The following is a 26,066-nucleotide window of genomic DNA, read 5'->3' as shown; positions in this document are numbered from 1 at the left end:
GGCGCATGATGCAGGACATGGCTGAACTCGGCGACGACCGGACGTTGCTGCTTGTCGATGATGACGAACCCTTTCTGCGCCGTCTGGCCAAGGCGATGGAAAAACGCGGGTTCGAGGTCGAGACCGCCGACAGCGTTGCCGGTGGCAAGGCCATCGCGAATGTCCGCCCGCCTGCCTACGCGGTCTGCGACCTGCGGCTGGAGGACGGCAACGGGCTCGATGTGGTCGAGGCGATCCGGGAAAAGCGGCCAGATGCGCGGATCGTGGTGCTGACCGGTTACGGGGCCATCGCCACGGCTGTCGCTGCGGTCAAGATCGGGGCGACCGACTATCTGTCCAAGCCTGCCGACGCCACCGACATCACCAACGCGCTGCTGGCCAAGGGTGAGGCCCTGCCGCCGCCGCCGGAAAACCCGATGAGCGCGGACCGCGTCCGCTGGGAACATATCCAGCGCGTCTATGAGCTGTGCGACCGCAATGTCAGCGAGACGGCCCGCCGCCTGAACATGCACCGCCGCACCCTGCAGCGTATCCTCGCCAAGCGCTCGCCCCGCTAATCGCCGGTTCCGAAGCTGTCCTTCAGCCAGTCGATGAAGACCTGCACCCGCTGACGGCGGGGGCCGGGGGCGGTGACGATGAAATAGGCGGCCTCGGGCAGGATATCGCAGGGGATTTCCACCAGACGCCCGGCCTCCAGCTCCGTTCTGACGATGCTTTCGACCCCGAACATCAGGCCATAGCCTTGGACGGCCGACGCGACTTCCAGCACGGGGCTGGCGATTTCTGTAACGCGCAGTGTCTTGGGATCCAGCCCCAGCTGGGCGAGCCAGCGCGGTTCCGACCCGTTCCGGGGGTCGAAAATCCACGGCATGTGCTGCAGATCGGCCGTCGTTCGCACCCGCGCGGCAAGGTCCGGCGCGCCGATCAGGATGTAACGGCTGCGCATCAGCAGTTCGGCTTCGGTGCCCGGCCATGAGAAATCGGCGGGACCGGAGCGGATGGCGATGTCGATCCTGCCGTCGCCCAGATCGGCCAGCTTCGACGTGATGTCCATCGACACCCGTATGTCTGGATGCGCCTCCCAGAACCGTGCGAGACCGGGCATCATCACCCATTGCGCAAAGCCCTGCGTGGTCGACACGCGGACGCTGCGTTGCGCCTCGTCCTGACGGACGCGGGTGACGGCTTCGGCGATGGTCCCGAACCCGTCGGTCAGCGCGGCGACCAGCCCCGCGCCCTCCGGCGTCAGCACGAGCCCGCGTCCCTGCCGCCGCACCAGCGTGACGCCCAGCTCGGCTTCCAGTCCGCGCACCTGCTGCGCCACGGCGGCGGGGGTCACGTTCAACGCCCGCGCGGCGGCGCTGAATCCGTCCAGCCGCGCCGTCGCCTCGAACGCGCGTAGCGAGGAGAGCGAAGGCAGGTCGCGCCAGTCGATGTCGGACATATGATAGCTCAGCTTTAAACAGGGCCAGAATTGCTGACTCGGATATGCACAGGGAAAGGCGTATCTGAGAGGAAACCAGACGATACCGTCAGAGGCAATCCTATGATCAGGCTACCAGATGAAATGCTGCGGGCGATGCGGCCCGACCCCGTACTGCACCCGAAGCCCGAGGCCGTCGTGACCAAGCCATCACTGTTCTCGAGGCTGTTCGGAACCACCCAACCGCCGCGACCGCTCAGAGCGCATATCGCTTGATGACCTTGTCCACGATGGTCCCGTCGTCCAGCGTGACACCGTTGCGCCGGGCCACGTCCTCGAACCCGCGCGACTGGTAATAGGCCAGCCCGCCGCTGTTGTCGGCGCGGCTCTCGGCCTCGATTTCGCGAAAGCCCGCCGCACGCGCCGCCTCGACGGTCGCCGCGAATAGCCGTGATCCGATGCCAAGCTGGGTGCGGCCCCTGCGGGCGAAGGTGGCGATATGGCAGAGGCGCGTTTCGTCCGGGTCCCACTGGTCGACCCACTGGAACCCCAGCAGGTCGCCGCCCGCATCCTCGGCGATGTGCCAGACCGAACGCGGGTCCCGCGCCATCCAGTCCAGCAGGTCCTGCCGGGTGACGGTGCCGGTGATCGCCGTGGTGCCGCCTGCCGCGATGATCTCGTTCAGCAGCTCGGCCATTTGCGCGGCGTCGAGCGGTCCGGCGCGGCGGATGTGCATGGTCACAACACCCTCAGCAGTTCGTCGTGTCGCGCCGTGTAATCGTCCCGGACGGCGACCGGCGGGCGCAGGCGGATGGCGAGCCCCTCGATCAACGCGGGGTCAGGGCGTCCGAAGAACCGCGTCGCCTCATCCTCGGCGAAACCGGCGATCTGGATCGCCTCCATCCATGCGCTGATCCGGTCGGCCTTCTTGATCCGGGTCTTGACCGGCTTGGGCAATGCGGCGGGCAGGCCGAACCGCAGGTGGATCGCCGCGGTCAGCTTTTCGTCCAGCGTACCATAGCCCGGTCCGACGGCCGCCTTGACCGGGGAAATCATGTCGCCGATCACGTATTCCGGCGCGTCGTGCAACAGGGCAGCCAGCCGCCATTTCACCGGCGCCCTGGGGTCCATGCGGCCAAAAATCTCCTCGACCAGCAGGGAATGCTCGGCCACCGAATAGGCGAAGTCGCCCTTGGTCTGGCCGTTCCACCGGGCGACAAAGGCCAGCCCGTGGGCAATGTCCTCGATCTCGATATCCACGGGGGTCGGGTCCAGCAGGTCGAGCCTGCGGCCGGACAGCATCCGTTGCCACGCGCGGGGTTGTTTCGCCATGCCTCACCTCTCTGCGCCGGGGATAGCGCGACCGCGCGCCACTGTCACCCGGATCGCAGAGCGGGGGTCAGAGCACGACGGGCCCGGTGGACAGAACCAGCCGGTCACTCAGCCGGCCGCTGAGCCGATAGCCGAGCGGTTCGAGGTGGCGCAGATACCAGCGCTGCCGTCCGGGGCTGGACAGGACGAGGATGGGCCGATGCGTGAGGATCGTGCGCCGCGCGCCGCGCATCGCCTCGGCCTCCTGACCTGGCATGTCGACGGACAGGACGGAAACCAGACGATCCAGTGGCCGCGCGTCGTCGAGGCGCAGCGCAGTGATCGTGTCTGGCCCGTCGGTCGAGGTCATGACATAGCCCGCGCCCTCGGAAGCGCCGTCGACCGGCGGATAGAGGCGCCCGTTGTCGGACCATGCGACGGCAAAACGCAGGCTGACATTCCAGATCTGGCCTTCCGTCACTGCCTGACCGCACAAAGAGTGCACCGTCGGATCGCCCTGCGCGATCCACAATTCCGCATCCTTGGCCAGCGCGGCAGAGATCGGTTCGATCGCATCCAGAGAAAACGCGCCCGCGTGCAGGATGTCGCCCTTGCCCACGTTGCGTATCAGAAAGGCCGCGACCCGTGGATCGAGCCCCCGCCCCGTGGGGACCGGCGATCCAGGCAGCACGTCCGACGCCCCCGGCTCGCTCGGCATGTCTTGTTGCGCAGTCTTCATCCTACCCCCCTAACCGATTACCACCTTAACCAATCGGCAGAAAAATCCCGTTCCGTTCCAGCGCGCCCACCATCCTGTAACCCAGCTCGGGAAACTTCTGCTTCAGGTCGCGCTGATACTGACGCTGACGCCGCGGCCTGTTCGCCTCCAGCAGGATCATCGGGCGGTTTTCCCGAATGATACGGCTTGCGCCGAGGATGGCCGGCCATTCGTGCCCTTCGATATCAAGCTGCAGCACCGTCACCCTGCGGCCCGGCGGCACCAGATCGTCCAGCCGCCGCATCGCCACCTCGATGGTCTGATCTTCTCGCGCCGCATCGACGATGCGGGCGCGGGCCGCCATCGGCTTGTCGTGACCGGTCGCCACCTGCAGATGCATCCGGCCCGAGGCTTCGCCGACCGCAACCCTGTGCAGGCAGATGTTGGTCAGCCCGTTCAGTCCGATGGTCAGCAGGGCCGACGCATGGCTGACCGGGTTCGGCTCGAACGAATGCAGCAGCCTGCCGGGCGCCAGCGCCTCGCTGATCGCGGGAAAGAAATCGCCGACAAAGCCCCCGCCCGCGATCACGTCGCCACCGGCCAGCTTGCGCCGGATCAGCTTGAGCGTGGCAGGCTCGTAAACGCCGCCTGACCGCAGCACCTTCGGCACTTCGCGGTCCATGTACGCGGTGGGTATGCAGTAGAATCCGTATTCGTTTGCGGCGATCTCATGTGGGAAATCCGGGGCGCGCAGAGCTGCACGGGTCGGTATGACCCCGAGCTCATTGTCTTCGGACGCGACGGAATTTTGTGCCATTCCGCTGATTTGCCCCTCGATCAGTGCCAGTGTCACCGGTCTTTCGTATTACGATAGCCGTATGCGTTGCGGCAGGGAACCGTGAATGCTAGGCGCAACCCGAACTGAGTTGGAGAAGACACATGCCCAAGGACTACATCGTCAAGGACATCTCGCTGGCCGGCTACGGACGCAAGGAACTGGACATTGCGGAGACCGAGATGCCGGGGCTGATGGCCCTGCGCGAGGAATACGGCGCCAGCCAGCCCTTGAAGGGCGCGCGGATCGCCGGGTCGCTGCACATGACCATCCAGACCGCCGTACTGATCGAAACGCTCGTGGCGCTGGGCGCCGAGGTCCGCTGGGCGTCGTGCAACATCTTCTCGACCCAGGACCACGCCGCAGCCGCCATCGCCGAGGCGGGCGTGCCGGTCTTTGCGGTCAAGGGCGAAACGCTCGAGGACTACTGGGCCTACACCGACAAGATCTTCCAGTTCGCGGACGGCACCTGCAACATGATCCTCGACGACGGCGGGGATGCGACGCTCTACATCCTGATGGGCGCGCGGGTCGAGGAAGGCGAAACCGACCTGATCGAAACGCCGACCTCCGAGGAGGAGACCTTCCTCTTCGCGCAGATCAAGAAGCGGCTGAAGGAATCGCCGGGCTGGTTCGTCAAGCAGCGCCACGCCATCCAGGGTGTTTCCGAGGAAACGACGACCGGTGTGCACCGCCTCTACAAGATGATGGAGAAGGGTCACCTGCCGTTCCCCGCTATCAACGTGAACGACAGCGTCACCAAGTCCAAGTTCGACAACAAGTACGGCTGCAAGGAATCGCTGGTCGACGGCATCCGTCGCGCGACCGACGTGATGATGGCCGGCAAGGTCGCCGTGGTCTGCGGCTACGGTGACGTGGGCAAGGGTTCGGCCGCGTCGCTGGCCGGTGCCGGCGCACGCGTGAAGGTGACCGAGGTCGATCCGATCTGCGCACTTCAGGCCGCGATGGACGGGTTCGAGGTCGTCGTGCTGGAAGACGTCGTCGACAGTGCCGACATCTTCATCACCACCACCGGCAACAAGGACGTGATCCGCATCGAGCACATGCGCGAGATGAAGAACATGGCCATCGTCGGCAACATCGGCCACTTCGACAATGAGATTCAGGTCGCCAACCTGAAGAACCACAAGTGGACCAACATCAAGGACCAGGTCGACATGATCGAGATGCCCTCGGGCAACAAGATCATCCTGCTGTCCGAAGGCCGCCTTCTGAACCTCGGCAACGCGACCGGTCACCCGTCCTTCGTGATGTCCGCCTCCTTCACCAACCAGGTGCTGGCGCAGATCGAGCTGTGGACCAAGGGCGACCAGTACGAAAACAAGGTCTACATCCTGCCCAAGCATCTGGACGAGAAGGTCGCGCGCCTGCACCTCGACCGGATCGGGGTCAAGCTGACCAAGCTGCGTGACGATCAAGCGGACTATATCGGCGTCAAGCCCGAGGGCCCGTTCAAGGCGGAGCATTACCGCTACTGATCCCGGCGCCATCGCTGAAAGACCGGCAACAGTACTACGCCGCCAGGGTAACTCCCCTGGCGGCGTTTGCTTTTCTCGTCCTCCTCCCATGTGCGGGAAATCGGGCCCTGCAACCGACGCGTGGGAACGCATTTACGTAACGGCAGGCGGGGACGTCTTTCTGCCGGCCCGAACAGCGTTTCGTTTTTCCCTTTGTCTCACATGGGTCAGGGGCTAACGTGCCCACACTCAAAAAGGGGACAGGGACCGCGGGGTGGTCCCGAAAATCGGAGTGACATGATGGGAAAACGCGACGACCTGATCGCGAAATACGCGGACGATCTGAAATCCAAATGCGGCATGACGCCGGATATGGACCTGCTGACCAAGGTGACCATCGGCTGCGGGCCGTCGATCTACGACGCCGATGCCAGCACGGTGGCCGGGTCCCAGCCGGGTGAGCTGGAAACGGTCAAGACCAACTTCCTGATGAAGAAGCTCGGTCTCAAGGACGGGCCCGAACTGATGGAAGCGATCAATTCGGTCATCGAGACCTACGGCAAGTCCGAGCGGAACAAGTATCGCGCGGTGATCTATTACATGCTGACCAAGCATTTCAAGAAAGAGGCCGTCTACGGCTGATCCTGCCTGCGCGGTGCCTAATGGCGCCGCGCCTTCCCCATCCATTGCATCCAATTCTAGGGACTTTCGCTTTGAAGCGCGGGTCGGATTCGGGGTATGCAGGGGCGACCGGCCAGGATGGCTGGAACCTGTTCAGTTTCACGTGTGGTGCGTAGGGAGCACGTGGGGTGGCGGAGGGTTCCGGTATCCGCCGGATCCTCCGCCTTTTAATCTGTGATCCGTCTGTTTGCGCGTCAGAACAGGCCGAGCACCAGACCGATAACCCCCGGCCCCAGGATCGAATAGCCACCGTCCAGCAGGGTCAGCTTGGGTTTGCGATCCGCATAGGCATAGTTCATCGCGACCCACGGGGTGATGAAGAACGCCCCGACCCCCAGCCCGGCCAACAGGCCCTTGCCGGCCCCTTCGATCCCCGACATGGCGAACATGTGCCGCATCATGCCGGCCACGAGGATCATCGCGATCCCCGAAATGACAAAGGGCAACGGCGACCCGCTGCCCTTCGGCCTGCCATTCTCGTCGACCGGTATCCCGACCGCCTCGATCCATGGCTTGGACAGGGTCATGTACCAGACCGCCCCCATCCCGAACCCCGCGGCCGCGGCCACGAGCACTGCAATCAGTCCCATCTGAACAGACCCTTCCGTTCCGTTTCGCGGGGACAGGATGCCGCAGGTCCGGGAGTCGGGCTAGGGTTTTGTCCCGCCCAGATCGCAGACCGCGCGCCATTCCTCCTCGGTCACCGGCTGGACGGAGAGACGCGTGTTGTTGACCAGCACCATATCGGCCAGCCGGGGATCGGCCTTGCAGTCGGCCAGCGTCACGGGTTTTTCGAACGGGCGCACCGCCCTGATGTCCACGCAGTCCCAGCGGGGATCGTCGGTGGTGCTGTCGGGATGGCTTTCGGCGCAGACCTCGACGATGCCGACGACCGCCTTGTCGGTCTGGGAGTGGTAGAAGAACCCCAGATCGCCCGTCTTCATCTCGCGCATGAAGTTCCGGGCCTGGTAGTTGCGGACCCCGTTCCATTCCTCGCCCGCGTCGCCCTTCTTCTGCTGGTCCTGCCAGCTCCAGGTGTCGGGTTCGGACTTGAACAGCCAGTAGCGCATCAGCCGATGACCTTCTTCCACGCGATCAGTTCGACGCCCGAGAAGAGCCCGGCCTTGGCGTAGGGATCGCCATCGGCCCATGCCTGTGCCGCGGCCATGTCCTCGACATCGAGGATCACCAGCGACCCACACATCGCGCCGGCATCGTCCAGCAGCGGGCCGGCCTGTGCGACGACGCCGGTCGACTCGATATAGGCGAGGTGGTCGGCGCGGTTGTCCATCCGGGTCTGCAGCGCGCCGGGCTTGTCACGGGCGATAAGGGCGATCAGCATGTCATTCCTCCTTGAGCGGTCGGGACAACAGAAGCCCCAGAGCGGTCTCCATGTCCAGCGCACCATCGATCAGGCGCGTCACGACCTCGGTGATCGGCATTTCGATCCCCTGCCGCGCGGCCTCGTCCCGGACAGCGCGGGCGGTCGCGGCACCCTCGACGGTGATCGAGGCGTCGAACGTCTCGCCCCGGCCCAGCGACAGGCCGAAGGCATAGTTGCGCGACTGGGTGGACGTGCAGGTCAGCGCCAGATCGCCGAGCCCGGACAGGCCCGCCAGTGTCTCGGCCCGCGCGCCGCGCCGGGTGGCAAGGCGCACCATCTCGGCATAGCCGCGCGTCATGACGGCGGCGCGGGCGCTTTCACCGAACCCGGCGCCGATGGCTGCGCCGCAGGCGATGGCGATGACGTTCTTCATCGCGCCGCCGGTTTCGGCGCCCGTGACATCGTCGGTGCGGTAGAGGCGCAGGTTCGGGGTGGCGATTGCTTTTTGCAACTGCTCGGCCACGGTGCCGTCCGCGCAGGCCAGCGTCAGGGCGGTTGGCAGACCCCGCGCGATGTCGGCGGCAAAGCTTGGGCCGGTCAGCAATGCGACCGTCGCGTCGGGCAGAACCTCGGCCAGCACCTGGCTGGGGCCGAGGCCGGTGGCCAGTTCGATCCCCTTGCAGCAGGCGACCAGCGGGTGACCGGCCAGCATCGCAGCATGGGCTGTCGCGACCTCGCGCAGTTTCTGCATGGGAACGGCCAGAAGGATGGGCACTTCGACCGGAATAGACCCTGTTTCGGCGGTTGCCGTGATCGTTTCGGGCAACTCGACACCCGGCAGGCGCGGTGTGCTGCGATCCGCCTGCATCCGCGCCACGGCATCCGCATCACGGGCCCAGAGCGTCACCGCCTCGCCGCCCCGCGCGATGGACACCGCCAGCGCCGTGCCGAACGCGCCGGCCCCCATCACTGCGATCATGCCTTGGCCCCTTTCTTGCCGCCGCCGAGCAGCGCGGGCTGTGACCGGTCGAGAGGCCAGCGGGGCCGCGCCATCAGCTCCATCCCGTCAACGTGGCCAAGCGCCAGACGTTCCAGCCCGGCGTAAGCGATCATCGCGGCATTGTCGGTGCAGAGCCTGAGCGGCGGGGCGAGGAAGTTCGCACCGGCCTCGTGCGCGACCTCTTCAAGCGCCGCGCGGATCGCCTTGTTCGCGGCCACGCCGCCGGCCACCGCCAGCAGCGGCACGTCGGGTGCGTCGTGCATGTAGATCGCCAGCGCACGGCGCGTCTTTTCCGCCAGCACCTCGGCCACCGCCCGCTGGAACCCGGCGCACATGTCCGCCCGGTCACGGCGGCGCAGGCGATTGCCGTCCATAAGGCCGTCGCGGGTGCGGAGGAGGGCGGTCTTGAGGCCGGAAAAGCTCATGTCGCAGCCGGGACGGTCGAGAAGCGGACGGGGAAAGGCGAACCGGGCAGGATCGCCATGTTCCGCCTCGGCCTCGACCGCGGGGCCGCCGGGCTGCGGCAGTGCGAGCAGGCGGGCGGTCTTGTCGAACGCCTCGCCCGGCGCGTCGTCGATGGTGCCGCCGAGCCGGGCGTAGTCCTCGGGCCCGCGCACGATCAGGAACTGGCAGTGACCGCCCGACACCAGCAGCATCAGGAACGGAAACGCGGCCCCGTCCGTCAGGCGCGGCGTCAGCGCATGGCCGGCAAGGTGGTTCACCCCGATCAGCGGCAGGCCCGCCCCCGCGGCCAGCCCCTTGGCGCACATGACGCCGGACAGCACACCACCGATCAGCCCCGGCCCTGCGGTGACGGCGACCGCGTCGACGTCGGACAGCCGCAGCCCCGCCTCGTCCAGTGCTGCCGCGACGCAGGTGTCGAGCTTTTCTGCATGGGCCCGCGCGGCGATCTCGGGCACCACGCCGCCGAATGCCGCGTGCAGGTCGGTCTGACCCGCGACGACGGACGACAGTATCCGCGCGTCGCCGGGCACGCCCGTGACCACGGCGGCGGCGGTGTCGTCGCAGCTGCTTTCCAGCCCAAGTATGACACGCGCCTCAGTCATCTGCCGTCCGTTGCATCCGTGATGAGCGGCAGGTAACACCCATGCGTCATGCAAACAACTGCGCCCGTCATCCTGCTGACCCGGCCCGCCGAGGATTCGGAGGCCTTCGCATCGGCGCTCAGGGACCGGCTGGGGCCGGATGTGCGCATCGTCATCTCTCCGCTTCTGTCGATCCGCCTTGCCACGGCGCTGCCCGACACCACGGGGCTTGCGGGCCTCATCTTCACCTCGCGCAACGGCGTCCGGGCGTGGCAGGCGATGAACGGTCCCGCTCTACCCTGCTACTGCGTGGGCGAGGCGACCGCGGCGGCCGCGCGGGCCGCCGGGATGAGCGCCATGGTTGGCGAAGGCGACGGGGCCGCGTTGGCGCGGCAGATCGCGGGTGACCGGCCCACGGGATGCTGGCTGCATGTTCACGGAGCACATATGCGGGTCGATCTGGCCGCCGAGCTTGCCCCGCTCGGGATCGCGGTGACCGGGTTCGAAGCCTATGCGCAGGACGCCCTGCCGCTGACCGAAGAGGCCCGCGCGCTGCTGTCAGGCGCGGCCCCGGTGATCCTGCCGGTATTCTCTCCGCGCACCGGAAAGATGCTGGCACGGGGTGAAACACCGGCCGCCCCCGTCTATATCGTTGCATTGAGCGCTGCTGTGGCCGCTGCCGTGGCCCCGCTATCGCCCCGGAACTGCACGATTTCCACGCAACCGGATGCTGACGCGATGCTGGCTGCGACAGAGGCGCAATGGCGCAGGGCTGCGGGTTGAGAGCGCGCGGGACGCAAAGTAAGGTCGGAATGCTGCCGAGCAGCGAAACAGAATCGAAGGGGTCGAGACGTGGCGGACAAGAAAAAATCCTCCGAACCCGAGAAGGATCAGGTCGAGTCCTCCGCGACGGATGCGGAAACGCTGACCGACGCCGATGACACCCTGGGCACCGGCCCGGACGAACCTGCGGACGAAACCATCGTCGTCGAGGGCACCGATACCGTCGCCGGAGCGGAAGACAGCGACACCCTTGCCGCCGCCGAGGCGGAAGATGAGGTCGTGACGCCCGAACCCGGTACCGAGCCAGACACGGCCGATCAGGCGGAGGACAAACCGGCGGATTTCGAGGACGCCGAGGTCGTGGCGCCCGGACACACGACCGAGGCCGACCCGGAGCCGCGGGAAAAACCGGTGACATCCGACGCTGCTCCCCCGCCCCCGCCGCCCGCGAAATCCGGCGGCGGCTTCCTGCCCGGCTTTTTCGGCGGCCTGATTGCCGCCGCGGTCATCATGGCCGCCGGCTTTTACTGGCAGGGCCAGCAGGACAACTCCGACCAGATCGACGCGGTGAATGCCAAGCTGACCCAGCAGGGCACCCAGATCGCCGAACTGAGCGACGCGGTCGCCGCCGGCCCCGACCTTGCCCCGGTGACGGCCCGTGTCGACGACGTGGCCAGCCGGGTCGATACCCTTGGCACACGCATCGACGAGGTCGCGAACAGCCAGTCCGGCCTGATGGACCGCATCACCGAGATCGAGAAGCGCCCGATCACCGAGAGCGTTTCGCCGGACGCGATCCGCGCCTACGAACAGGAGCTGGAGCGTCTGAAACAGGCGATGGCGGACCAACGGCGCGAGGTCGAGGCGCTGATCGACCAGGCCCGCCAGATGGAAGACGATGCAAGCGCCACGGCCGAGGCCACCCTGCGCCGCGCCGCGCTGACCCGCATCCTCTCCGCGCTCGACAACGGCTCGCCCTATTCCGGCGCTCTGAACGACCTGCGTGAGGCCGGGCAGGACGTGCCCGAGGCGCTGGCCCGTAATGCGGAAAGCGGCGTCGCATCCATGTCGCAGCTGCGCGACGGTTTCCCCGAAGCTGCGCGTCTGGCGCTCGCCACCGCGCGGGCCGAGGGCAATGGCGGCGGCAATTTCTTCGACTTCCTGCGCGACCAGTTGGGCGCGCGGTCGCTTGAACCGCGCGAAGGCGGGGATGCCGACGCGATCCTGTCCCGCGCCGAGGCCGCACTGAAATCCGGTCGTCTGGGCGACGCGCTGGCCGAACTCGATTCCCTGTCCGACGGGGCAAAGGCCGAGATGTCGGACTGGATCGACACCGCCACGACCCGCCACGAGGCCGTCAAGGCCGCCGAAGACCTTTCCGCCGCGCTGAACGCGGGCTGACACGAACCGCGCCGGACCCCTGCGGCCCGGCGCGCCGAATAGAGATTAGGAAGACCGCCACATGCTCTGGTCGCTTGTTAAGATCATTCTCTTCGTCGTTCTGGTGGCCGCGGCCACGCTTGGGGCGAGCTATCTGCTGGACATGGACGGCGGTGTGCGCATCGCCTTCGGCGGGATGGAGTTCAACCTCACCCCGCTGAAATCCGTGATCGCGATGGTCCTGCTGGTCCTCGGGGTCTGGCTGTTCCTCAAGCTCTTCGGCCTGCTGATCGCGGTGCTCAAGTTCATCAACGGCGACGAGACCTCGCTGTCGCGGTATTTCGACCGCAACCGCGAGCGCAAGGGCTTCCAGGCGCTGCGCGAGGGCATGATCGCGCTGGCCTCGGGCGAGGCGCGGCTGGCGATGGCCAAGGCGCAGAAGGCGCAGAAACTACTGGACAGCCCGGAACTGACCAACCTCATCACCGCGCAGGCGGCCGAGATGACCGGCGACCGCCGCCGGGCCGAGGAAGCCTACAAGGCGCTGCTGACCGACGACCGGACCCGTTTCGTCGGCGTGCGCGGAATCATGAAGCAGAAGCTGGCCGACGGTGACACCGAAACCGCGCTGAAGCTGGCCGAGAAGGCCTTTGCCATCAAGCCCGCGCATCGCGAGGTGCAGGACACGCTGCTGCAGCTTCAGGCGCAGAAAGCCGACTGGAAGGGCGCCCGCGCCACGCTGAACGCCAAGCTGCGTCACGGCACCCTGCCGCGCGACGTGCACAAGCGCCGCGACGCCGTGCTGGCGTTGAGCGAGGCCAAGGGCGTGCTGGACGAGGGCCAGACGATCGAGGCGCGCGAAGCGGCGATCGAGGCCAACCGCCTTTCGCCGGACCTGATCCCCGCCGCCGTCATGGCGGCCCGGTCCTACGTCGAGCAAGGCAAGCCGAAATACGCGACCCGCGTGCTGAAGAAGGCATGGGAGGTCTCGCCGCATCCCGACCTCGCCTCGGCCTTCGGGGCGATCGAGCCGAACGAGGATCCCAAGGCGCGGCTGAAGCGGTTCAAGACGCTGACCAAGTCGCAGCCCGATCACCGCGAGACCCGGCTGCTGCTGGCCGAACTCAACATCGCGGCCGAGGACTTCCCCGAGGCGCGCCGCGCGCTCGGCGATCTGGCCGTGACCTCGCCCGACGCGCGGTCGCTGACGATGATGGCCGCGATCGAGCGGGGCGAGGGCAAGCCCGACGCCGTGGTCCGCGGCTGGCTGACCCGCGCCGTTACGGCCCCGCGCGGGCCGCAGTGGACCTGCGACAACTGCCACCACGTGCAGGGCGAATGGGGCCCGGTCTGCGACAACTGCGGGGCCTTCGACACGCTCAGCTGGCGCGACACCCCGGCCAGTGAACTGTCCGGCCTCGTGTCCAGCGCGATGCTGCCGATGCTGGTCGGCAAGCTGGACGAACCCGCCCCCGTCGCCGAAACCCCGCCGGCACCCGCCCCGGCGCCGACCCTGCCCGAAGCGGCGGAAGAGGTCCCGGACGCCGAGATCCTGCCCCCCGACGGGGCTTCGGCCACAGGTGCGGACCGGCCGGAAGCCGAGCGAAAATAGCCCTTTTCGAGCGGTCCGGGCGATGCTATAGCGCCCCACGCATCGCCCCTCCGGGGCGACGCGGGCCGCTGTAGCTCAGCTGGTAGAGCACGTCATTCGTAATGATGGGGTCGGGGGTTCGAGTCCCTTCAGCGGCACCACACACTTTCCGGAAACGGAAAGTGCCACTCCCTCCGACATAGCCCGCAACGGATCACTGCGTCGCGCAGGCCGACTCCGCACGGAACGCCCCGGCCTTGGCGGCGTGCAGAAATGCGTGCAGGCCGTAGTCGAAGCGTTCGCGCCAGGCTTCGGCTGAGGGGCGGGACTGGGGGCTGCCAAGCACCTCGATGATCGGCAGATGCACCATGTCCATCAGCAGCGCGGCTGCCTTTTCGGTGTCGCCAATGGCCAGTTCGTTACGCGCCACGGCCAGGTCCAGCTCATGCCTGAGGCGGGCCTGCTTGGTCCGCGGCCCTTCGTCCAGGCACCGGCGGGCGAGGCGAGGGTGATGGGGGGCCTCGGCGATGGCGAGGCGGAGCAGGGCGATCGGCAGGTCCCAGGCCTCGGCGGGTTCGTCGAAGCGGAACAGATGACGCAGGCGGGTCTCGAAATCCGCGCCGTCATCTGCCGGCCCGACCGGAGTATCGAGTTCGGACATCCGCCATTCGAGATAGGCTTCGAACAGCGTATCGCGATCGCGAAAGATGTCGTAGAGCGTCTGCTTCGACATGCCCGCCCGCCGGGCGATGGCGGTCATCGTCATTCCCGCCAGGCCGACCTCGCGGAACAACAGGTCGAGGGCCGAGAGGATCTTCTCGCGCCGCGCCTCTGGCGTCATCACCACCGGGCGACCCATTGCCCGTCGGGTCGTCTTGCGTGCAGGCGTGTTGTCGTCCTGCGAATTATTGGTCACTTCGCGCCCCCCTGACACATTTGCACATCCGGTGTTCGCGGAATCGGCTTGCGGAACGGTCCCACTGCGAATTAAGAGACCCACAAGTCTTGTATGTCACCCAAGGGCCGCTTCCAAGCGGAATTCCCTCGACACCCGGAAGGAGCCAGTCATGGCCAGGAGCGTTCGGACGCCGGTCACGGCGATCATGCTTGCCGTCGCGATCAGCCTCGGCGGTGCTGCGACGGCGCAGCAGGCCGGACAGATGCCGCCGCCGCAGGTGACGGTCGTCACGATGCAGCCGCAGACGATCACGCTGTCGGCCACGCTGCCCGGACGGGTCCGTGCCTCGGCCGAGGCCGAGGTGCGGCCACAGGTCAACGGCATCATCACCGAGCGGCTGTTCCGCGAAGGATCCATGGTGGCCGAAGGCGACGTGCTCTACCGCATCGACCCCACCACCTACGAGGCGGCTGTCGCGCAGGCGCAGGCCTCGGTCAGTTCCGCCGAGGCGCAGCTCCGCGCGGCAGAGCGCGAGTTCAACCGCGTCAACGAGCTGCGCGAGCGGGGTGTCGCGACCCAGCAGGCCACCGATGCGGCGGTTTCGGCGCGCGACACGGCGCTGGCGCAGGTCGACGTGGCGAATGCCGCGCTGCGCACCGCCCAGATCCAGCTGGAGCACAGCGAGGTCAAGGCGCGGCTGTCCGGGCGGATCGGCCTGTCGGAGGTGTCGCCGGGGTCGCTTGTCACGGCTGGGCAGAGCGTCGCTATGGCCACGATCCGCAAGCTGGACACGGTGCATGTCGACGTCACCCAGTCGGCGGCGGAATTGCTGCAGCGGCGGCGGGGCGGGTCGAACGGCAATCTGGACGATGTCGAGGTGTCGCTGACGCTGGCGGACGGATCGGCCTATGAGCAGACCGGCCTGCTGACGGCGGCCGAGCCCCATGTGGACGAGCTGACCGGCGTCGTCGTCCTGCGGATCGAGTTTCCCAATCCCGACATGCTGCTGCTGCCGGGCATGTATGTGCAGGTCGATATGCCGACCGCGATGATCGAGAACGCCTACCTCGTCCCGCAGGAGGCCGTCACGCGCGACCGGCGCGGCAATCCGCAGACGATGATCGTCAATGCCGAGGGCGCGGTCGAGGTGCGCGCCCTGACCGTCGCACAGGACAGCGGCGCGAACTGGGTGGTGACCGACGGATTGACCGCGGGCGACCGGGTGATCGTCGCCGGACTGCAGCGTATCGCCCCCGGCGCGACGGTGCAGCCGCAGGAACGGACCGAAACCGCAGCCGCGGCACCCGCAGAGTAAGGGCCTGACATGGCACGATTCTTTATCGACCGGCCCATCTTTGCGTGGGTCATCTCCATCATCATCATGGGCGTCGGGGTCCTGTCGATCCTGACGCTGCCGGTCGCGCAGTATCCGCAGATCGCGCCGCCCTCGATTTCCGTCAGCGCGGTCTATCCGGGCGCCTCGGCGCAGACGGTGGCCAATACCGTGACGCAGGTGATCGAACAGCAGATGACCGGTCTCGACGGCATGCGCTACATGTCGTCCAACTCGTCATCCGCCGGGACGGCGTCGATCACTCTGACCTTCGAGACGGGGACGGACCCGGACATCGCGCAGGTGCAGGTCCAGAACAAGCTGTCACAGGCGACACCCCTGCTGCCCGAAAGCGTGCAGCGGCAGGGGGTCACGGTGCGCAAGTCCTCGGCCGGGTTCCTCATGGTGATCTCGCTGATCTCGCCCGACGGGTCGATGGACGAGACGGACCTTGCCGACTACCTGCAGACCAACCTCGTCGACGAGATGTCGCGGATCGAGGGCGTCGGCTCGGTGCAGGTCTTCGGCTCGCCCTATGCGATGCGGATCTGGCTGGATCCGTCCAAGCTGTCGGCCTTCGAACTGACGCCGTCGGATGTGGTGGCGGCGGTCTCGACCGAGAACGCGCAGATCTCGGCCGGCGCCTTCGGCAACCGCCCGGCGCCCGAGGGGCAGATGCTAAACGCCACGATCACGGCGCAGTCGCTGCTGCAGACGCCCGAGGATTTCCGCCAGATCGTCCTGCGCGCGCAGCCGAACGGCGGGCTGGTCCTGCTGGGCGACGTGGCCGAGGTCGAGATCGGGGCGCAGGGCTACAACTTCACCGCCACCTATAACGGGCAGGCGGCGACCGGCATGGCGATCAGCCTTGCCCCCGGCGCGAACGCGCTGGACACCTCGCAGCTGGTGCATGACCGGATGGCCGAGTTCGCGGAGTTCTTTCCCGAGGGGATCGATTACGTCATTCCCTACGACACCACGCCGTTCGTCGAGATCTCGATCGAGTCGGTGGTCCACACGCTGATCGAGGCGATCGTGCTGGTGTTCCTCGTGATGTACCTGTTCCTGCAGAACCTGCGCGCGACGCTGATCCCGACGCTGGCGGTGCCGGTCGTCCTGCTGGGCACCTTCGGCATCATGGCGGCCATGGGATTCACCATCAACACGCTGACCATGCTGGCCATGGTGCTGGCCATCGGCCTGCTGGTCGATGACGCCATCGTGGTGGTCGAGAACGTCGAGCGGGTGATGGAAGAGGACGGGCTCGGCCCCTACGAGGCGACGAAAAAGTCGATGGGCCAGATCACCGGCGCGCTGATCGGGATCGCGATGGTGCTGTCGGCGGTGTTCGTGCCGATGGCCTTCTTCGGCGGGTCGACGGGCGTGATTTATCAGCAGTTCGCGATCACCATCGTGTCGGCCATGGCGCTGTCGGTCGTGGTGGCGCTGACCCTTACGCCCGCGCTCTGCGCGACGATGCTGCGGCAGAGCCACGGCAAGCGGGGCGGCTTCTTCGGCCTCTTCAACCGGGGCTTCGACGCCACGCTGCGCGGCTATGGCCGGTCCGTCGGCGGAATTGTCAAACGGCCGTTCCGGATGACGCTGGTCTACCTGGCGCTTGTCGCTGCCATGGGCCTGCTGTTCATGCGGACGCCGACCGGGTTCCTGCCGGACGAGGACCAGGGGATGATGCTGGTCATGATCCAGGCCCCGACTGGCGCGACGCTGGAACGGACCGAGGCGGTGATCGACCGGGTCGAGACCTACTTCCTCGAGAACGAGGCCGATGCGGTCGACGCGGTGTTCGGCGTCGCGGGCTTCGGCTTCGCGGGGCAGGGGCAGAACATGGCGCTGGCCTTTGTCCGGATGAAGGACTGGGACGATCGGGAAAGCCCGGCGCTGTCGGTGCAGGCGGTCGCGGGGCGGGCCTATGGCGCGCTGTCCCAGATACAGGACGCGATGGTGTTCCCCATCGTGCCGCCCTCGGTGCCGGAACTTGGCAATGCCTCGGGCTTCGACTTCTTCCTGCAGGCGCGCGGGGGGCAGAGCCATGACGAACTCGTGGCGGCCCGCAACCAGCTGCTCGGCATGGCGGCGCAGAGCTCGCTGCTGGCGGGGGTCCGGCCGAACGGGCTGGAGGACGCGTCGCAATTCAACCTCGATATCGACTGGCGCAAGGCCGGGGCCATGGGGATTTCCGCGTCGAACGTGTCGACCCTGCTGGGGATTGCCTGGGCCGGGGCCTATGTGAACGACTTCATCGACCGGGGCCGGATCAAGCGCGTCTACGTGCAGGGTCAGGCCAACAGCCGCGCGACGCCCTCCGACATTTCCAAGTGGCGGGTGCGGAACGCCTCGGGCGGGCTGGTGCCGTTTGCCAACTTCGCCGAAGGGTCGTGGGCGCTCGGCGCGCAGGGGATCTACCGCTACAACGGCGTCCCCGCCATGCAGATCCAGGGCAACCCCGCGCCCGGCGTCACCTCGGGCGAGGCGATGGCCGAGATGGAGCGGCTGGCGGCGCAGCTGCCGCAGGGCTTCGGCATCTCGTGGACCGGCCTGTCGCTGGAAGAGCGGCAATCGGGCAACCAGGCGCCGCTGCTCTACGCGCTGTCACTGGCGGCGGTGTTCCTGTCGCTGGCCGCGCTCTATGAAAGCTGGTCGATCCCCTTTGCCGTGATGCTGGCCATGCCCATCGGTGTGCTGGGCGCGCTGGTCGGGGCCTGGGCGGGCAGCTATGAAAACGGCGTCTTCTTCCAGGTCGGCCTGCTGACGGTCATCGGCCTGACCGGCAAGAACGCGATCCTGATCGTGGAATTCGCACGGGACAGGGTCGAATCCGGCGAGCCGTTGCTGACCGCCACGGTCGAGGCGGCGAAACAGCGGTTCCGGCCGATCGTCATGACCTCGATGGCGTTCTCGCTGGGGGTTCTGCCGCTGGTGCTTTCCACCGGCGCGGGTTCTGGCGGGCGCAACGCCATTGGCGCGGGCGTGCTGGGCGGGACGCTGTCGGCGACCGTGCTGGGCGTGCTTCTGGTGCCGCTGTTCTTCGTGATCGTGAACCGGCTGTTCACGCGGCGAAAGGCAAAGGCCAAAGCTCAGGCGCCTGCCCACGGCACGACCTAGTGCTGGGGCATGTCCGGCTGCACCGGTTTGAGCGGGAAATCCTCGTGCCGGGGGACGGACTGGCGTTCGATCAGGCGATGCACCCTGGGCCGTCCCGGCCCGCGGTGCAGCGCCAGCAGCGCCTCGAAGCTTTCCAGATCGGATTTGGTCCGGCGTGAGTTGTGGCGCAGGTAGTCGTTCCACGTCGCGACGTGGAACCGCTCGCTCCAAAGGTCCGGGTTCTCCAGATCGCGCAGCAGCGACCAGTGCCGCGCGCCGTCGCGGATTCGCACCCGCCGTCGCCGGTGGATCAGGGCCAGGAATTCGTCCACGTCCTCTTCGGCGATGACATAGTCGATCATGATGACGATCGGCCCGGACCGCGCCCTGAGGTCGATGCGCAGCTGCGGCTCGGCAAAGGTGTTCAGCGGATCGAGGTCCAGCGAGCCGTATTCCCCCAGCCCGATCCAGCGCCCGATGAAGGCCCCCGCCACCAGCACGATGCTCGCCAGCAGCAGCGCGGTGGTCACCGACTGATACTCGGCCACGACCCCCCATATCCACGCGCCGAGCGCCATGCCCCCGAAGGTCGCCATCTGGTAGACCGACAGCGCCCGGCCCACGACCCAGCGGGGCGTCGACAGCTGGACCGTCACGTTGAACAGCGACAGCGCCAGCACCCATGCCGCCCCCGCGATCATCAGCCCGACCGCGCTGACCGCGATGTGCCGCCCGAGGGCGAGGATGACGATCCCGGCCGCAAAGGCGACGAAGGCTGCGGCGACGATCCGTTCGTTGGCGTATTTCGACCGGACGCGGCTGTTCATCAGCACGCCGCCGATGGCGCCGAGGCCGAAGAACCCGAGCAGAAGACCGTAGGTCAGCGCCGTGCCCTGCAGCACGTCCCGCGCCACCAGCGGCATCAGCGCCATCGCCGACGAGGCCGCGAAACCGAACATGGCGCTGCGGACGAGCACCTTGAGCAGATGCGGCGACATCGACATGTAGCGCAGCCCGGCACCGAGCGCCTGCCCGAGCGGTTCGCGCGGCAGCGATTCCGATTTGGCAGGCGGCTTCCACCGCCAGAGCGCCAGCGTGGTCGGCAGGTAGCTGACGGCATTGAACGCAAAGGCTGAGGCCGCGCCAGCGATCGCCACGAGGATCCCGCCGAGCGCGGGGCCGACCGAACGCATCAGGTTGAACCCCATGGCGTTCAGACCGACCGCCGCCGACAGGTTCTGGCGGCTGACGATATCGCCCATGCTGGCCTGCCACGACGGGTTATACAGCGCCATGCCCGACCCGATGGCAAATGTGAAACCCAGCAGGCCCCAGGGCCCCAGAATGTCGAAATAGGCGCTGACGGCCAGCGCCGCCGACACGAGCAGCATGAAGATCTGAGCGCTCAGCAGGATGCGCCGCCGGTCATAGCTGTCGGCCAGCGCCCCGGCGATCAGGGAAAACACCATGATCGGCAGCGTGTTCGAAGCCTGGACCAGCGCGACCATCCCGCTGCTGTCCGAGAGCGAGGTCATCAGCCAGCCTGCCCCCACCATCTGCACCAGACCGCCGAGGTTCGACATCTGCGAGGCAATCCACAGTTCGAGGAACGTGCGGTTCCTGAGGGGGCCGAAGGTGCTGGTCTTGGGTTCTATGGCCTTGCTCCGATCCGGTAGGTCGCGGCGACGGGAGGATGCGACGGCGCTCCGCTCTGCGAATAACGCCCGCAAATCGCGCCGGTCGCAAGGGGGCGCGGATAGGCAGGCCCGTGTTTGCCCCCTCAGGGCCGCTGTCCGGCGGCCCACTCGTCCAGCAGGTGGCGCATTTCGGCGACGAAGGTCTGCACGGCGGTCTTCTGCGCGTCGGCACCCATCGTGATGGCCTGAATTTCGATCGGCAGCTCCGGCTCCAGCGGCAGGGTGACCAGCCCGGCCACGCCATGAAAGGCGGCGGTGAATTCATCGACCACAGCCGCGCGGTCCATCGCCTTGACCAGATGCGGGACCGAAACCAGCGAGTTGCCGGTGATCGTGTCGTCATAGGGCAGGCCGCGTTCGACCAGCGCCTCGTTCAGCACGCGGCCGAGCGGCCCGCGCGCGGTCAGACCCAGCATCGGGACGGCGACGAGATCCTCCAGCGTGACGGTCTTCAGCCGGGTCAGCGGCCCGTTTTCGGGGCTGAGCACGACCAGCCGCCCCCGGCCGATGGATTCCGACACGATGTCAGGTTCCGCGAATTTGCCGACGACCAGCCCGACCTCGACCATGCCCGCGCGCATGAAGGTTGTCTGCTGTTCCGCCGTTCCGATGTCGACGGTGACACGCAGGCCGGGCAGCACATCCATCGTCCGTTTCAGCGCCATCGGCACGAAATGCGGGCTGAGCAGGCCCACCGACATCACCGGCAGCCGCGTGCCGGTGCCCTTGCGCAGCGACTCGATCCGGCGTTCCAGACGCGCGATCCCGTCCTCGAGGAACCGGCTCTCGTTGTAGATCGAATCGGCTTCGGGCGTCGGCAGGACGCGGCCCTTGTCGAGAACGAACAGCGTTAGGCCAAGCGCCGCCTCGAAATCGCGCAGATGGCGGCTGACCGTGGGTTGCGACAGTTTCATGTCTCGTGCGGCCGCAGTGATCGAGTGCCGTTCGTAGACCGAGCAGAAGACCTGAAGGCGTTGAAGTGTAAGCGGTTTCATGAACGAGGCCCTGATCTGCGCGGCGAGGAGTCATAGCAATATGCTATGCGATCCTGAAATCATTTCTATTTCTTTTTCACAATCCCGCTCTCACGCTTGAAGCAGTCAGAAACGGGAAAGGTCGAACAAAGATGCAGGCGCCGTTCATCGTGGCATTCACGATCCTCGGGCTGCTCGCCGGATCGGCGATCGCTTACGTGATCGGCGCATCGGCGATCCTGACCTTCTTCGTGGCCGAACGCGAAAGTTTCATGGCGGCGTTGCCGCAGCGGCTGTTCAGCCAGCTCGACGTCTTTGCCTTCCTTGCCATGCCGCTCTTTATCTTCGCGGGCGACCTGATGAACCGGGGCGGGCTGGCGACGGCGCTGATCGACTTCTGCATGTCCTTTCTCGGGCGGCTCAAGGGCGGCCTCGGGCATGTGAACGTCATGACCTCGGTCTTCTTCGCGGGCGTTTCCGGCTCGGCCGTCTCGGACGCGGCCGCGCTCGGCAACTCGCTGGTGCCTGAGATGCGCAGGCGGGGCTATTCGCTGGACTACGCGGCGGCGATCACCGGCGCCTCGTCGATCATCGGGCCGATCATTCCGCCCTCGTCGATCCTGATCTTCTACGGCGCGCTGATGGAAACGAACGTCACCGCGCTGTTTGCCGCCGGCATCGTGCCGGGGCTGCTGCTGGCCGCTGTCCTGATGGCGATGAACGCCTTCTACGCCTGGCGCGACGACCATCCGGGTGGGGCGGGGGACGATGTGCCGCCGTTCCTGCCCTCGCTGCTCAAGGCGATCCCGGCGATGCTGCTGCCGGTCATCATTCTCGGCGGCACGCTGTTCGGCTTCATGACTCCGGCCGAGGCGGCGGCGGTCGCGGTCATCGCGGCGCTGATCATCGGCTTCGCCTACGGGAACATGACGCTTGCGGACCTGCTGGCCAGCATCCAGCGCACCGCCGTCATGCTGGGCGCGCTGTTCATCCTGCTCTGCGCGATCTCGACCTTCTCCTACCTCGCGGCGCTGCTGCAGTGGCCGCAGGCCATCGCGCGGACGGTCGAGGGCTGGGGGCTGGGGCCGACGCAGTACCTGCTGCTGATCAACGCGATCTTCCTGGTCGCCGGGATGGTCATGGACGTGAAGGCCGCCGTGGCGCTGTTCGCTCCGATCTTTGTCCCCGTCGCGCTGAGCATGGGGATCGACCCGGTGCACCTTGGGATCGTCATCTGCTTCAACATCACCACCGGCCTGCTGTCGCCGCCGCTTGGCGGGGTGCTGCTGATCCTCGCGACGACCGTGCGGATGAACTACTGGCGGCTGATCCGCGCCACTCTGCCGTTCTTCATCGCCGAAGTGCTGCTGCTCTTCGTGCTCACCTACGTGCCCGACATCTCGCTGGCGCTGCCGCGCTGGCTGGGTCTGGCCTGAACCACCAACCGAGGAGAAACACCATGAACGCCATTTCCAAACTGCTTTCCGCCAGCGCCATCGCGCTGATCGGCGCCGCCGCGCAGGCATCCGAGGTCAAGGTCGCCTTCAACGGCGCCGACGATCCGACGACCAACGCCGAAGCGGCGTTCGTCGCAGGCTTTGCCAAGGCGCTGGAAGGGACGGAGTTCGATGTGAAATCCTTCCCCTCCGACACGCTCGGGTCGGAAAAGGAGCGCTATGACCAGGTGTCCCAGGGCCTGATCGAGGTCGATCTGGCCGCGCTGTCGTCGACCTTTGGCCAGTCGCCCTTTGCCAAGGGCATCCAGCTGCCGTTCTTCTTCCAGAGCCGGGACGAACTGGACGCGGTCGCCAAGGACACCGACGTCATGGCGACGATCAACGAGCCGCTGCTGGAGAACGGCGTGCGGATGGTCGGGCTGAACTACATCGGCATGGACATCGGCATCCACAACACCAAGAAGCCCGTCGCCACGGTCGCCGACCTGGCCGACCTGCGCTTCCGGGCGCTGAACTCCGAACAGCTGGCGCTGCAGGAGGCGCTTGGCACCACCGGCACCATCATCTCGTGGTCCGAAGTGGCGAACGCGCTGCAAACCGGCGTGGCGGACGGCTACTTCAACCCGCCGAACTCGGCCATCCGGACCGGGCACACCGAGTTCCTCAAGCACTTCACCCCCGTCGACCTGACGCCCTCGACCCGCGTCGTGCTGATTTCCGAGGACTGGTATTCGGCCCTGTCCGACGAGGAGAAGGGTCAGATCGACGCAGCCATCGAGGCGGGCGTTCAGGCCAACCGCGACTGGGTCAACGCATGGGCCGGCGAAGTGCGCGCCAAGCACGAGGCCGCGGGCGTGACGATCACCGAGCTTGAGCCGGGCGAGCGTGAAAAGATGGAAGAGCTGGCCCGCGCCACCTGGACCACCTCGCTCAGCGAGGACGAGCTGAAGGCATGGCAGGACGCCAAGGCGTCCGTCGCCCAGTAAAACGATTGGTGGCCCCCATGAGCACGCTGTCCCGCACCGTCATCGGCCTCAGCACGATCCTCGACCGGATCGCGTCGGTGCTGGCGGGCGCGGCGATCGTCGTGCTCGTGGGGGCCGTCATGCTGCAGGTCATCGCCCGCTACGTCTTCAGCCAGCCCCCGGCCTACACCGAGGAACTGGCGCGCTACGCGATGATCTGGGCTGGTCTGATCGGCGCGTCCATGTCGTTCAAGCGGCGGTTCGACCCGGCGCTGTTCAACGGGATCACCAAGGGCCCGGTCTGGCTGCGGGCCGGGGCGGAGCTGGTGAAATCGCTGGTGGTGCTGATCTACCTGCTGCCGATCCTGTGGCACGTCTTTTTCGGCCCCGGCATGAACCCGGCGCGCGGCTTCCTTCTGCGCCACAGCCGGACGATGGCGGACGCGCTGCCGTTCTCGACCGTCTGGGTCGCGATCGCGGTGCCGCTGATGATCGTGCTGGTCCTGATCCATCTGGTCGCCCGCTGGTTCGGCGACGCCGGCCCGGCTGAGCCGGACCGGGACGCAACCTGACAACAGAACAACACGAACGGAGACCCTATGCAGGCTGATCTCATCATTCGAGGTGCGGACATCATCGACGGCACCGGCGCCCCGCGCCGCAGGGGCGACGTGGCCGTGACCGACGACCGGATCGTCGCCACCGGCGATCTGAAACACTGGAAGGCGGGCCGCGAGGTCGACGCCGCCGGCCGCGTGGTCGCGCCGGGCTTCATCGACCCGCACGTCCACCACGACGGTGCGATGCTGACCCACCCGGACATGGAGTTCATGACCTCGCAGGGGGTCACGACGGTCATCAACGGCAACTGCGGCTTCTCCATCGCGCCGCTGAAACAGATGGGATCGGTCCCCGGCCCGCTGCGCATGATCATCGAGGACGAGAGCTATACCTTCCCGACCTACGCCGCCTATCGCGACCGGATGCTGTCGGCCCCGGCAGCGGTGAACGCCGCCTGCCTGATCGGCCATTCGACCCTGCGGATCAACGAGGTGCCCGACCTCGGCAAGGCGGCGGATGCGGACCAGATCAAGGCGATGGCCCGCACGCTGGACCAGGCGCTGGCCGAAGGCGCCATCGGCCTGTCCACCGGCACCTTCTACCCGCCATCCCGCGCCGCCCCGACCGAGGAGCTGATCGAGCTGGCCAAGATCGCGCACCAGCACAGCAAGCTCTACGTCACCCACATGCGGGACGAGGGCGACCGCGTGATCGAGGCGCTGGAGGAGACGTTCCAGGTCGGTCGCGAAAGCGGCTGCGGGGTGCATGTGTCTCATCACAAATGCGCCGGGCTGGCGAACCACGGGAAATCCGAGATCACGCTCAAGATGATCGACGAGGCGATCAAGCGGCAGGATGTCGGACTCGACACCACGCCGTGGGTCGCATCCTCGACCATCCTCGATTCCGGCCGCCACAAGCAGGCGACGCGGGTGATCGTGGCCGAAAGCGAGCCCTATCCCGAACTGGCGGGCCGCGATCTGGACGACATCGCCCGGCAGTGGAACACTGACATCGACGACGCGCTGCAGCGGCTGCTGCCCGCCACCGGCATCTTCTTCATCATGGACGAAGAGGACGTGCAGCGGATCATGTCCTATGAACACACGATGATCTGTTCCGACGGCATCCCCTCCGGATCGCACCCCCACCCCCGCGTCTGGGGCACCTTCCCGCGCGTGCTGGGGCGCTATGCCCGCGATGTGGGTCTGTTCACGCTGGAAGAGGCGGTGAAACGCATGACTTCGATGCCCGCCGACCGGTTCGGTCTGGGCGGTCGCGGTCGGATCGCGGTCGGGGGCTTTGCCGATCTGGTGATCTTCGATCCCAGGACGATCGAGGAAGGCGCGACCTTCGAGGCGCCGATCGCACCGGCCAAGGGGATCGACCGGGTCTTCGTGAACGGACGCGAGGTCTGGACCGACGGCGTCAAGACCGGCGCGCGTCCGGGGCGTCCGCTGGAACAGTCGGCACCGGTTCAGGTCGTCTGAGTCTGACGAAGCAGGGGCG

25 protein-coding genes and 1 tRNA gene are annotated in these 26,066 nt (G+C 66.9%); 13 read left to right on the top strand and 13 right to left on the bottom strand.

Annotated elements, in window-relative coordinates; translation table 11 throughout:
• Positions 1–5 precede the first annotated feature (5 nt).
• A complete protein-coding gene (locus tag ATO6_RS03560; protein ID WP_088622547.1) occupies positions 6–557 on the top strand; it encodes an ActR/PrrA/RegA family redox response regulator transcription factor in 552 nt (183 codons plus the stop codon).
• Here the strand turns inward: ATO6_RS03560 and ATO6_RS03555 are convergent.
• The 5 genes from ATO6_RS03555 to ATO6_RS03535 form a co-directional block, all read right to left on the bottom strand.
• Entirely contained in the window at positions 554–1,444 is an 891-nt protein-coding gene (locus ATO6_RS03555) for a LysR substrate-binding domain-containing protein (RefSeq protein WP_088622546.1), read from the bottom strand. The two genes, ATO6_RS03560 and ATO6_RS03555, sit on opposite strands and share 4 nt — an antisense overlap.
• Before the next feature lie 235 nt (positions 1,445–1,679).
• Positions 1,680–2,159 carry a GNAT family N-acetyltransferase gene (locus tag ATO6_RS03550; RefSeq protein ID WP_088622545.1) on the bottom strand — a complete coding sequence of 160 codons (480 nt, stop codon included), beginning with the start codon at positions 2,157–2,159 and terminating at the stop codon, positions 1,680–1,682.
• Between the two features lie 2 nt (positions 2,160–2,161).
• Positions 2,162–2,755, bottom strand: a complete 594-nt coding sequence (locus ATO6_RS03545; protein ID WP_088622544.1) for an HD domain-containing protein — start codon at positions 2,753–2,755, stop codon at positions 2,162–2,164.
• A gap of 67 nt (positions 2,756–2,822) precedes the next feature.
• Positions 2,823–3,473 carry a hypothetical protein gene (locus ATO6_RS03540; protein WP_141101926.1) on the bottom strand — a complete coding sequence of 217 codons (651 nt, stop codon included), beginning with the start codon at positions 3,471–3,473 and terminating at the stop codon, positions 2,823–2,825.
• Positions 3,474–3,498: 25 nt separating this feature from the next.
• Positions 3,499–4,134 (bottom strand): FkbM family methyltransferase, encoded by a 636-nt coding sequence (locus ATO6_RS03535; protein ID WP_176440813.1) that lies wholly within the window; start codon positions 4,132–4,134, stop codon positions 3,499–3,501.
• A gap of 257 nt (positions 4,135–4,391) precedes the next feature.
• Here ATO6_RS03535 and ahcY point away from each other — a divergent pair, with 257 nt between their 5' ends.
• Positions 4,392–5,786, top strand: coding sequence for an adenosylhomocysteinase (gene ahcY / locus ATO6_RS03530; protein ID WP_088622541.1), 1,395 nt, complete (start codon positions 4,392–4,394; stop codon positions 5,784–5,786).
• A 279-nt stretch (positions 5,787–6,065) separates the two neighbouring features.
• On the top strand, positions 6,066–6,407 hold the full coding sequence (locus tag ATO6_RS03525) for a DUF2853 family protein (protein ID WP_088623390.1): 342 nt from the start codon (positions 6,066–6,068) through the stop codon (positions 6,405–6,407).
• 233 nt (positions 6,408–6,640) lie between these two features.
• Here ATO6_RS03525 and ATO6_RS03520 read toward each other — a convergent pair whose 3' ends face one another.
• Genes ATO6_RS03520 through tsaD form a run of 5 tightly spaced genes read right to left on the bottom strand, consistent with a single transcriptional unit; the run spans position 6,641 to position 9,837 of the window.
• A complete protein-coding gene (locus tag ATO6_RS03520; RefSeq protein ID WP_088622540.1) occupies positions 6,641–7,036 on the bottom strand; it encodes a DUF1761 domain-containing protein in 396 nt (131 codons plus the stop codon).
• 60 nt (positions 7,037–7,096) lie between these two features.
• Entirely contained in the window at positions 7,097–7,516 is a 420-nt protein-coding gene (locus ATO6_RS03515; RefSeq protein ID WP_088622539.1) for an EVE domain-containing protein, read from the bottom strand.
• Entirely contained in the window at positions 7,516–7,788 is a 273-nt protein-coding gene (locus ATO6_RS03510; protein WP_088622538.1) for a YciI family protein, read from the bottom strand. Before ATO6_RS03510 ends, ATO6_RS03515 begins: the two co-directional genes overlap by 1 nt.
• A 1-nt stretch (position 7,789) precedes the next feature.
• Positions 7,790–8,749 carry an NAD(P)H-dependent glycerol-3-phosphate dehydrogenase gene (locus tag ATO6_RS03505; RefSeq protein ID WP_088622537.1) on the bottom strand — a complete coding sequence of 320 codons (960 nt, stop codon included), beginning with the start codon at positions 8,747–8,749 and terminating at the stop codon, positions 7,790–7,792.
• A complete protein-coding gene (tsaD, locus tag ATO6_RS03500; protein WP_088622536.1) occupies positions 8,746–9,837 on the bottom strand; it encodes a tRNA (adenosine(37)-N6)-threonylcarbamoyltransferase complex transferase subunit TsaD in 1,092 nt (363 codons plus the stop codon). Before tsaD ends, ATO6_RS03505 begins: the two co-directional genes overlap by 4 nt.
• 48 nt (positions 9,838–9,885) lie before the next feature.
• On the opposite strand from tsaD, the gene ATO6_RS03495 reads away from it, so the two are divergent.
• The 4 genes from ATO6_RS03495 (at position 9,886) to ATO6_RS03480 (ending at position 13,731) form a co-directional block, all read left to right on the top strand.
• Positions 9,886–10,599, top strand: coding sequence for a uroporphyrinogen-III synthase (locus ATO6_RS03495; RefSeq protein WP_088622535.1), 714 nt, complete (start codon positions 9,886–9,888; stop codon positions 10,597–10,599).
• A 69-nt stretch (positions 10,600–10,668) separates the two neighbouring features.
• Positions 10,669–12,000, top strand: a complete 1,332-nt coding sequence (locus ATO6_RS03490) for a COG4223 family protein (RefSeq protein ID WP_088622534.1) — start codon at positions 10,669–10,671, stop codon at positions 11,998–12,000.
• Positions 12,001–12,061: 61 nt separating this feature from the next.
• Positions 12,062–13,591, top strand: coding sequence for a heme biosynthesis protein HemY (locus ATO6_RS03485; RefSeq protein ID WP_088622533.1), 1,530 nt, complete (start codon positions 12,062–12,064; stop codon positions 13,589–13,591).
• A gap of 64 nt (positions 13,592–13,655) precedes the next feature.
• Positions 13,656–13,731: transfer RNA gene (locus ATO6_RS03480), tRNA-Thr, on the top strand.
• Between the two features lie 53 nt (positions 13,732–13,784).
• On the opposite strand, the gene ATO6_RS03475 is transcribed toward ATO6_RS03480, so the two are convergent.
• Positions 13,785–14,486 (bottom strand): TetR/AcrR family transcriptional regulator, encoded by a 702-nt coding sequence (locus ATO6_RS03475; protein ID WP_254919056.1) that lies wholly within the window; start codon positions 14,484–14,486, stop codon positions 13,785–13,787.
• 151 nt (positions 14,487–14,637) lie between these two features.
• Between ATO6_RS03475 and ATO6_RS03470 the strand changes: the two genes are divergently transcribed.
• Both ATO6_RS03470 and ATO6_RS03465 read left to right on the top strand, forming a co-directional pair.
• Positions 14,638–15,783, top strand: coding sequence for an efflux RND transporter periplasmic adaptor subunit (locus ATO6_RS03470; protein ID WP_088622532.1), 1,146 nt, complete (start codon positions 14,638–14,640; stop codon positions 15,781–15,783).
• A 9-nt stretch (positions 15,784–15,792) separates the two neighbouring features.
• On the top strand, positions 15,793–18,924 hold the full coding sequence (locus tag ATO6_RS03465) for an efflux RND transporter permease subunit (RefSeq protein ID WP_088622531.1): 3,132 nt from the start codon (positions 15,793–15,795) through the stop codon (positions 18,922–18,924).
• On the opposite strand, the gene ATO6_RS03460 is transcribed toward ATO6_RS03465, so the two are convergent.
• Together ATO6_RS03460 and ATO6_RS03455 are read right to left on the bottom strand one after the other, a co-directional pair.
• Positions 18,921–20,558 carry an MFS transporter gene (locus ATO6_RS03460; RefSeq protein ID WP_088623388.1) on the bottom strand — a complete coding sequence of 546 codons (1,638 nt, stop codon included), beginning with the start codon at positions 20,556–20,558 and terminating at the stop codon, positions 18,921–18,923. The genes ATO6_RS03465 and ATO6_RS03460 overlap by 4 nt on opposite strands.
• 125 nt (positions 20,559–20,683) lie before the next feature.
• Positions 20,684–21,595 (bottom strand): LysR family transcriptional regulator, encoded by a 912-nt coding sequence (locus ATO6_RS03455; RefSeq protein ID WP_088622530.1) that lies wholly within the window; start codon positions 21,593–21,595, stop codon positions 20,684–20,686.
• 131 nt (positions 21,596–21,726) lie between these two features.
• Between ATO6_RS03455 and ATO6_RS03450 the strand changes: the two genes are divergently transcribed.
• From ATO6_RS03450 to ATO6_RS03435, 4 genes are read left to right on the top strand one after another with little or no spacing between them, the layout of a single operon-like run.
• Positions 21,727–23,010, top strand: coding sequence for a TRAP transporter large permease (locus ATO6_RS03450; RefSeq protein WP_088622529.1), 1,284 nt, complete (start codon positions 21,727–21,729; stop codon positions 23,008–23,010).
• A 23-nt stretch (positions 23,011–23,033) separates the two neighbouring features.
• Positions 23,034–24,017 carry a TRAP transporter substrate-binding protein gene (locus ATO6_RS03445; protein ID WP_088622528.1) on the top strand — a complete coding sequence of 328 codons (984 nt, stop codon included), beginning with the start codon at positions 23,034–23,036 and terminating at the stop codon, positions 24,015–24,017.
• A gap of 17 nt (positions 24,018–24,034) precedes the next feature.
• The gene (locus tag ATO6_RS03440; RefSeq protein WP_088622527.1) at positions 24,035–24,568 is read left to right on the top strand and encodes a TRAP transporter small permease; all 534 of its coding nucleotides are present in this window, start codon (positions 24,035–24,037) and stop codon (positions 24,566–24,568) included.
• A gap of 27 nt (positions 24,569–24,595) precedes the next feature.
• Positions 24,596–26,047, top strand: a complete 1,452-nt coding sequence (locus ATO6_RS03435) for an amidohydrolase family protein (protein WP_088622526.1) — start codon at positions 24,596–24,598, stop codon at positions 26,045–26,047.
• Positions 26,048–26,066 lie beyond the last annotated feature (19 nt).

Origin of the sequence: Oceanicola sp. 22II-s10i (assembly GCF_002210105.1) — a bacterium.
Lineage (GTDB): Bacteria > Pseudomonadota > Alphaproteobacteria > Rhodobacterales > Rhodobacteraceae > Pseudooceanicola.
This window is presented reverse-complemented; position numbering and strand designations above follow the sequence as displayed.

Bases quoted from the DNA above. Each gene is read 5' to 3' on its own strand.
- ATO6_RS03560 (WP_088622547.1), top strand. From the start codon at position 6: ATGATGCAGGACATGGCTGAACTCGGCGACGACCGGACGTTGCTGCTT.
- ATO6_RS03555 (WP_088622546.1), bottom strand. From the start codon at position 1,444: ATGTCCGACATCGACTGGCGCGACCTGCCTTCGCTCTCCTCGCTACGC.
- ATO6_RS03550 (WP_088622545.1), bottom strand. From the start codon at position 2,159: ATGCACATCCGCCGCGCCGGACCGCTCGACGCCGCGCAAATGGCCGAG.
- ATO6_RS03545 (WP_088622544.1), bottom strand. From the start codon at position 2,755: ATGGCGAAACAACCCCGCGCGTGGCAACGGATGCTGTCCGGCCGCAGG.
- ATO6_RS03540 (WP_141101926.1), bottom strand. From the start codon at position 3,473: ATGAAGACTGCGCAACAAGACATGCCGAGCGAGCCGGGGGCGTCGGAC.
- ATO6_RS03535 (WP_176440813.1), bottom strand. From the start codon at position 4,134: ATGGACCGCGAAGTGCCGAAGGTGCTGCGGTCAGGCGGCGTTTACGAG.
- ahcY (WP_088622541.1), top strand. From the start codon at position 4,392: ATGCCCAAGGACTACATCGTCAAGGACATCTCGCTGGCCGGCTACGGA.
- ATO6_RS03525 (WP_088623390.1), top strand. From the start codon at position 6,066: ATGGGAAAACGCGACGACCTGATCGCGAAATACGCGGACGATCTGAAA.
- ATO6_RS03520 (WP_088622540.1), bottom strand. From the start codon at position 7,036: ATGGGACTGATTGCAGTGCTCGTGGCCGCGGCCGCGGGGTTCGGGATG.
- ATO6_RS03515 (WP_088622539.1), bottom strand. From the start codon at position 7,516: ATGCGCTACTGGCTGTTCAAGTCCGAACCCGACACCTGGAGCTGGCAG.
- ATO6_RS03510 (WP_088622538.1), bottom strand. From the start codon at position 7,788: ATGCTGATCGCCCTTATCGCCCGTGACAAGCCCGGCGCGCTGCAGACC.
- ATO6_RS03505 (WP_088622537.1), bottom strand. From the start codon at position 8,749: ATGATCGCAGTGATGGGGGCCGGCGCGTTCGGCACGGCGCTGGCGGTG.
- tsaD (WP_088622536.1), bottom strand. From the start codon at position 9,837: ATGACTGAGGCGCGTGTCATACTTGGGCTGGAAAGCAGCTGCGACGAC.
- ATO6_RS03495 (WP_088622535.1), top strand. From the start codon at position 9,886: ATGCAAACAACTGCGCCCGTCATCCTGCTGACCCGGCCCGCCGAGGAT.
- ATO6_RS03485 (WP_088622533.1), top strand. From the start codon at position 12,062: ATGCTCTGGTCGCTTGTTAAGATCATTCTCTTCGTCGTTCTGGTGGCC.
- ATO6_RS03470 (WP_088622532.1), top strand. From the start codon at position 14,638: ATGGCCAGGAGCGTTCGGACGCCGGTCACGGCGATCATGCTTGCCGTC.
- ATO6_RS03465 (WP_088622531.1), top strand. From the start codon at position 15,793: ATGGCACGATTCTTTATCGACCGGCCCATCTTTGCGTGGGTCATCTCC.
- ATO6_RS03455 (WP_088622530.1), bottom strand. From the start codon at position 21,595: ATGAAACCGCTTACACTTCAACGCCTTCAGGTCTTCTGCTCGGTCTAC.
- ATO6_RS03450 (WP_088622529.1), top strand. From the start codon at position 21,727: ATGCAGGCGCCGTTCATCGTGGCATTCACGATCCTCGGGCTGCTCGCC.
- ATO6_RS03445 (WP_088622528.1), top strand. From the start codon at position 23,034: ATGAACGCCATTTCCAAACTGCTTTCCGCCAGCGCCATCGCGCTGATC.
- ATO6_RS03440 (WP_088622527.1), top strand. From the start codon at position 24,035: ATGAGCACGCTGTCCCGCACCGTCATCGGCCTCAGCACGATCCTCGAC.
- ATO6_RS03435 (WP_088622526.1), top strand. From the start codon at position 24,596: ATGCAGGCTGATCTCATCATTCGAGGTGCGGACATCATCGACGGCACC.